The 7121-nt window shown below is 60.8% G+C and carries 6 protein-coding genes; 2 read left to right on the plus strand and 4 right to left on the minus strand.

The features are described 5' to 3' along the window. Nucleotides 1-36: 36 nt before the first annotated feature. From ACW9HW_RS27805 to ACW9HW_RS27820, 4 genes are read right to left on the minus strand one after another with little or no spacing between them, the layout of a single operon-like run. Nucleotides 37-1110: an extracellular solute-binding protein gene (locus ACW9HW_RS27805; protein ID WP_256590228.1), complete on the minus strand. Its 1074-nt coding sequence runs from the start codon at nucleotides 1108-1110 to the stop codon at nucleotides 37-39. An 18-nt stretch (nucleotides 1111-1128) separates the two neighbouring features. Beyond that, complete coding sequence (locus tag ACW9HW_RS27810; protein WP_207265706.1) at nucleotides 1129-1917, minus strand: ABC transporter permease; 789 nt, start codon at nucleotides 1915-1917, stop codon at nucleotides 1129-1131. Next, nucleotides 1914-2831 (minus strand): ABC transporter permease, encoded by a 918-nt coding sequence (locus tag ACW9HW_RS27815; protein ID WP_095194659.1) that lies wholly within the window; start codon nucleotides 2829-2831, stop codon nucleotides 1914-1916. Before ACW9HW_RS27815 ends, ACW9HW_RS27810 begins: the two co-directional genes overlap by 4 nt. A gap of 1 nt (nucleotide 2832) precedes the next feature. Beyond that, nucleotides 2833-3915 (minus strand): ABC transporter ATP-binding protein, encoded by a 1083-nt coding sequence (locus ACW9HW_RS27820; RefSeq protein WP_095194660.1) that lies wholly within the window; start codon nucleotides 3913-3915, stop codon nucleotides 2833-2835. A gap of 140 nt (nucleotides 3916-4055) precedes the next feature. Here ACW9HW_RS27820 and ACW9HW_RS27825 point away from each other — a divergent pair, with 140 nt between their 5' ends. Beyond that, a complete protein-coding gene (locus ACW9HW_RS27825; protein WP_095194661.1) occupies nucleotides 4056-4745 on the plus strand; it encodes a GntR family transcriptional regulator in 690 nt (229 codons plus the stop codon). Between the two features lie 219 nt (nucleotides 4746-4964). Next, complete coding sequence (locus ACW9HW_RS27830; protein ID WP_457402523.1) at nucleotides 4965-7076, plus strand: ATP-binding protein; 2112 nt, start codon at nucleotides 4965-4967, stop codon at nucleotides 7074-7076. Nucleotides 7077-7121 lie beyond the last annotated feature (45 nt).

Consider the following 7121-nt stretch of genomic DNA (forward strand, 5'->3'; position numbering starts at 1 on the left):
CGAGCCTGCTCGCGAAGGCCGCGACTGGGTTTCAGATCAGCCCTTGAGCTTCGCCCAGATCCGGTCCTGCAGTTCCCGCGCCTTGTTGCTGCATTCCTTTTCAGGACGCAGGCGCGAGGCGAACTCGTCGGGCATGTTGATGGCGTCCATGACCCGCCATTTGGCATCGATCAGCTTGTCGCTCTGGATGCCGTTGGCGTAGGCGATGGCGTTGGACACGGCCGCGGCGTTTTCCGGTTTCATCATCCAGTCGATGAAGATTTTCGCGTTGCCGGGGTGCGGTGCGCTTTTCGGTACGGCGAAGTTGTCCTGGAACATCGCCAGGCCCTCTTTCGGATACACGTACTTGATGGTGCTCTTCTGCAAGGTGGCCCGCGCGGTAGAACCGTTCCAGTTCTGCATCATGATCACCTCACCGGAGGCCATGCGGTCGACGGTGTTGTCCGAGCTGTACATCTTCAGGAACGGCTTCTGCTTTTGCAGCAGTTCCAGAATGCGCTTGGCGTCCTGCGGGTTTTCCGTGCATTCGTCGACGTTCAGGTAATGGCTGGCGGCGTTGATCACGCTGCTGGACGTGTCGAGGGCGGCGAGTTGGCCTTGCAGTTCCTTGCGCGGCTCGAAGAACTCTTTCCACGAGTCATCGAGCTTGCCGCCGGGCACCCGCGCGCTGTCATAGGAGAACCCGGTGGTGCCCCACAGGTACGGTGCCGAGAATTTGCGGCCGGGGTCGAAGCTCGGGTCGCGGAACGCCGGCTTCACGTACTGGAAGTTGGGCAGGGTCGGCGCGTCGATTTCCAGCAACAGGTTCTGGTTGATCAGGGTGCGCATGATCGACTGCGACGGCACGATCACGTCATAGGCGGCGCCACCGGCCTGCAACTTGGCCAGCAGGGTTTCGTTGCTGTCGTAGCCGTCCATGGTGACCTTGATGCCGGTCTCCTTCTCGAACTTGGCCAGCAGGTCCACCGGGTAATAATCGGTCCAGTTGTAGAAGAACAGTTGCTTGGGCTCGGCGGCCTGGGCGCTGATGGCGGTGAAGCAACTCAGGGCCAGACCGGTGACGGCGAAACACATGTTTTTGATGTTCTTTTTCATGGGCTTTTTATTCATAACAGCGGGCTCCAGGGTTTATTGGTTTTTACCGCGCTGTCCCAGCCAAAAGGCCAGCACCACCAGCACGATGGAAATCACCAGCATTAGGGTCGAGATCGCATTGATCTCCGGCGTCACGCCGGCCTTGATCGCCGAGAAGATGTACACCGGCAGGGTCGTGGAACCGGGGCCGGCGACGAAGAAGGTCATGATGAAATCGTCGAGGCTGACCACGAACGCCAGCACCGAACCGGACAGCACCGCCGGCCACAACAGCGGCAGCGTCACCCGCCGGAACACCTGCCAGGGATTGGCGTACAGATCGTTCGCCGCTTCCAGCAGACTCTTGTCCAGGTCATTGAGCCGCGCGCGGATCGGCAGGTAGGCGAAGGGAATGCAGAAGCCGATATGGGCGACGATCACCGTCAGCAAACCGAGCTTGATCCCCAGTGCCATGAACAGCAGCAGGGTGGCGACGGCGGTGACGATTTCCGGCAGGATCAGCGGCAGGTTGATCCCGCCTTCGACCATCTTCTGCCCGTAGAACGGCCGGTAAGTTGCCAGTGCCGCGAGCAAGGCAATCGCCGTGGCGCACACTGTGGCGATACCGGCGACGATGATCGAGTTCAGCGCGGCGGTCTGGATCGACGGGTTGGCCAGGATGCGTCCATACCAGTCGAACGAAAACTCGGTCCATACCGTCGCCGAGCGGTTGGCGTTGAAGCTGTAGGCGATCAGCACAAAGATCGGCAGGTACAGGTAGGCCAGGATCAGCAGGCTGACTTCCCGGGTCATCGGCAGTTTTTTCAGGTGCAGGGCGATCATGCGGTGGCTCCCCGACGAAGAGTGTTGGCGGCACTGCGGCTGTAGAGGGCATACAGCACCAGGGACAGCAGCAGAATCCCCAGCAGCAGGAACGACAGAGAACTGCCCAGCGGCCAGTTGCGCGCGGTGCCGAACTGTTGCTGGATCAGATTGCCGATCATCAGGGTCTTGCCGCCGCCGAGAATTGCCGGCGTGATGAAGGCGCCGAGGCTGGGCACGAATACCAGCAGGGAACCGGCAATCACTCCCGGCATCGACAGCGGCAGGATGATCCGCCGCAGCGCATGCCAGCGGTTGGCGCCCAGGTCATAGGCCGCTTCCACCAGACGCCAGTCGAGTTTTTCAAGGGTCGAGTAGATCGGCAGAATCATGAACGGCAGGAAGCTGTAGACCAGCCCGACGCTGACGGCGAAGTCGTTGTAGAGCAGGGTGATGCCGCCGGCGCTGGGGAACAGCGCATTGAGGCTCTGGGCGACCCAGCCCTGTTCGCGCAGGATGATCAGCCAGGCGTAATTGCGGATCAGCAGGTTGGTCCAGAAGGGGATGGTGATCAGCAGAACCATCAGGTTGCGTCGACGGGGTGTCAGGCTCGACATCCACAGCGCCACCGGAAAGCCGAACAGGAAACACAGCACCGTGGTACCACCGGCCTGGAACACCGAGCGCAACAGTGCCTGGGCGTAGACCCAATTGAGCTCAAGCTCACCGTCGAAACCTTCCTGGAAAAACAACTGCACGTAGCTTTGCAATTGCCAGTCGGCCTGCCAGTCGACGCCACCGTAGACGTTGCGCGGCAGCAGGCTGATATAGCCCATGATGCCCAGCGGAATGGCGATCAGGGCCAGCAGGGTCAGAACCACCGGGCTGAGCAACAGCGCGCGGTTAAGGGCGGGAGAAGTGCTGCTGACGCTCATCTCAGGCCTCCATCAACAGGCAGGCGTGAGGCGGCAGGTTGACCGCCACGCGATCACCGACGCCACGGCTGCGGTTCAGGCCTTCGTTGTTTTCACGCAGCATGACCTTGATGTCGTTGTTCAAGCGGCACTGGTAGAGGGTTGCGGTGCCGACGTACAGCACGGCCTCGATCACCCCGCGCAGGTGATGCGGTTGCGCCGGGTCCACCAGTTGCGAACGTTCCGGGCGGAACGCCAGCTGCACCTTGCCGTCGATGCCTTGGGCCGGGCAGGGGATTTCCACCGGCATACCGCTGGGCACGAACAGGTGTTCGTTGTTTTGCCCGCGTTTGAGGTGCCCGGGCAGGAAGTTGATGTCACCAATGAACTGGGCGACGAATTGATGCTGCGGCCGTTCGTAGATGTCGTTGGGCGTACCGATCTGCAGGATCTTGCCGGCGGACATCACGGCAATGCGATCGGACAGGGTCAGGGCTTCTTCCTGATCGTGGGTGACAAAAATGAAGGTGATGCCCGCTTCCTTTTGCACACGCTTGAGTTCGACCTGCATTTCCTTGCGCAGCTTGAGGTCCAGCGCCGACAGTGGTTCGTCGAGCAGCAACACTTTGGGTTTCGGTGCCAGGGCCCGGGCCAGAGCCACCCGTTGCTGCTGGCCGCCGGACAGTTCTGCCGGTTTGCGTCGAGCCAGGTGCTGCATTTGCACCAGCGCCAGCATTTCATCGACCCGCTGCGGGATCAGCTTGCGATCAAGACCCTGCATCTCGAGGCCGAAGGCGATATTCTGCGCAACACTCATGTGCGGAAACAACGCGTAACTCTGGAACACTGTGTTGACCCGCCGCTTGAACGGCGGCAAGTCGTTGACGGGTTCGCCAGCGAGGCGGATTTCACCGTCGCTGACGTGCTCGAAGCCGGCGATGGTGCGCAGCAGGGTGGTTTTGCCACAGCCGGAGGGGCCAAGCAGGGTGAAGAACTCGTTGTCGGCAATATCGACCGATACATGATCGAGGGCCGGTGCCAGGCCGGGATCGTCGGAATATCGCTTGGAGACGTTACGCACTTCAATTGCAACTGGATGACCCATAATGGTGCATTCCTCTAATTATTGTATGCAAAATCTGGATGCAATTTAGAAATACCCGGATTAACCTGCTCGTGCAACCCCCTTTTTCAAGGCTGTTCATTCGCCTGGGGCCGGTTGCATAGCGCTCAAGGAGTCATCGAATGGCGGAAAAGAAACTGGAAACCACGGTCGACCGCGTCTACCAAGGGGTTTACGAGGCGATCAGCAAGCGCACCCTGCGGCCCGGCATGAAGCTCGGCGAGGCCTCGCTGGCTGAACTTTTCAATGTCAGCCGCACGTCGGTTCGTGCCGCGCTCAAGCAACTGGAAGCCGATGGCCTGGTCACCACCGAGCCCAATAAAGGTGCGTCGGTCTCGTTGCCCAGCGACGAAGAGATCCGTTCGCTGTTCGAAACCCGGCGCCTGGTCGAGATCGGCATTGTCAGCGAGTTGTGCCGTCGGCGAGATACCGCCGTGACCCAGGACTTGCGCGATCACCTGTTGCTGGAGGACGAAGCGCACCAAAGCGGCGACCATGAGCGGTTGATTCATCTGCTCGGTGAGTTCCACATCAAACTCGCCCGCAGCTTGAACAATCCGGTGTTGCTGGACTGGTTCCAGAAACTGATTTCCCGGGCTTCGCTGTACGCCGCCGCCCTGGATGACGACAGCCACGAAGCCTGTCGCGACGACGAGCATTTGCGCTTGATCGAATACATCGAAGCGGGCAACCAGAGCGCGGCAATCGAGCTGACTTGCATGCACTTGAATGGCATCGAGAAAGCGATTCTCGATGTCGCTGCCACCTTGAAAACCAGCTACAACCCGCTCAAGCATTTGATTGAGGTGTAGCCGCACGGCTTGCAACCTGTGGGAGCGAGCCTGCTCGCGAATGCGGAGTGTCAGTCGCCATAGATGTTGAATGTGCCGGCCCCTTCGCGAGCAGGCTCGCTCCCACCGGGATCTGCGGTGGCCATGGGTCCCGCGAGAATCAGCTATACCTCTATGAAACCATTGGCATCCGCGATGCTCGAAACAAACGGGTGCAGTCACCGGATACAGAGCCAGCCAATGCAGTTTCTAGACGATAGCCACGGGTGTGCCGGCTGGAGCGGCGAAATGGCCGGGCGCATTCGTGCGTTCGATTGGAGCCACACCGAGCTTGGCGCCATCGATACCTGGCCAAGGAGCCTGAACAGCACGGTACAGCTGATGCTCGCCTCGCCGCTGCCGATGGTGATGCTTTGGGGCCGGCCCGGCTACATGATCTACAACGACGCCTATTCGAAATTCGCCGGCGGGCGCCATCCCTACCTGTTGGGTTCGCCGGTGGAGCTGGGCTGGCCGGAAGTGGCCGATTTCAACCGGCATGTGGTCGATACCTGCCTCGCCGGCGGCACCTTGTCCTACCGCAACAAAGTGCTGGTGCTGCTGCGCGACGGAGTGCCCGAAGACGTCTGGCTGGATCTGTATTACAGCCCGGTCGCCAACGATGACGGCTGCCCTGCAGGCGTCATGGCAATGGTGGTCGAAACCACCGAATTCGTGATTTCCGAACGCCTGCGCCAGGCCGCCGAAAATGCTTATCGCGCCGACAACGAACGGGTGCGCCTGGCACTCAATGCCGGGGCTTTGCTCGGTTCGTTTGTCTGGGACATCAAGGCTGACGTACTGAGCGGCGATGAACGCTTTGCCCGCACCTTTTCCTATCCTGCCGGGCAACCCCTGGACAACCTGCCCCAGGACATCGCCGAAGCGCGCATCCATCCCGATGATCGCAGCTGGGTTCAGGAGCAAGTCAAACAGTCCATGGAAACCGCTGCACCCTTTAACGCCGAATACCGGGTGCTGCGCCCCGATGGCACTTACCTGTGGGTGCTCGCCAGCGGTTGTTGCGAGTTTGATGAGCAGGGCGAACCGTTTCGGTTCCCCGGGGTATTGATTGACATCCATGAACGCAAGACTGCCGAAGAGTCCCTGCTCAGGTTCACCCGTAATCTGGAGCAGCGCGTCGCCGACGAAGTCGACGCGCGGCTGGCGGCGGAAGAGCAACTGCGTCAGTCACAGAAACTCGAAGCCATCGGCGGCTTGACCGGTGGCGTGGCCCACGATTTCAACAACCTGTTGCAAGTGATCGCCGGCAACCTGCACTTGCTGGCGCGTCATGAGCCGGGCAATGCCAACGTGCAACGCCGTGTGGCGGCATCGATTGCTGCCGTAGAGCGTGGCGCCAAACTGTCTTCGCAATTGCTCGCCTTCGCACGGCGCCAGCCGCTGTCCCCGGCGATTTGCACGCCGCAGCAGATTTTCGATGGCCTGGGCGAGCTGTTGCAGCGTGCCCTGGGGGAAACCCTGCAGATCCAGATGAGCGCTGCCGAAGATCCCTGGGCAGTGTTTGTCGATCGCAATCAACTGGAAAACACCATCCTCAACCTGGCGATCAATGCCCGGGACGCGATGAAGGGTGAGGGGATCATTGAGTTGAGCGCCGACAACGTCACCCTCGACCGCACGTTCTGCGCGGGCAAGGGGATCGTCGCCGGCGACTATGTGCGTGTGACGGTGGCCGATACCGGCTCCGGCATGCCGCCGCAAGTGCTGGCACAAGCCTTCGAACCGTTTTTCACCACCAAGCCCGACGGCCAGGGCACGGGGCTGGGCCTGAGCATGGTGTTCGGTTTCGTCAAGCAGAGCGGTGGGCATGTCGAGATGTCCAGCACCGTCGGGGAGGGCACCCGGGTGCAGCTGTATTTCCCGCGCAGCCTGCGTACAGCGGACAGTGAGGCAGCAGTCCTTGATATTCCGCAACGGGGTGGGCACGAACGGATTCTTGTGGTCGAGGACAATGAAGCCGTGCGCACTTCGACGGTGGAGTTGCTGCGCGAAGAGGGTTATCAGGTGCTGACGGCGGCCAATGCCGACGTCGCCATGCAGATGTTGCTGGAGGGCGTGGTGGTGGACCTGATCTTCACCGACGTGGTCATGCCCGGCCTGATCAAGAGCTCTGACCTGGCGGCGTGGGCGAAAGTGCAGAACCCACCTTTGGCCGTACTGTTCACCTCCGGTCACACCCGTGACATTATCTCGCGCAACCACCAACTCAGCCCCGACACCCATTTGCTGAGCAAGCCCTACAGCCCGCAAGCGCTGACCCAGATGATCCGCACCGTCCTCAACGGTTAAGAAAACCCATTGTGGGAGCGAGCCTGCTCGCGAAAGCGGAGTGTC

Source organism: Pseudomonas sp. SDO5532_S415 (assembly GCF_054071155.1).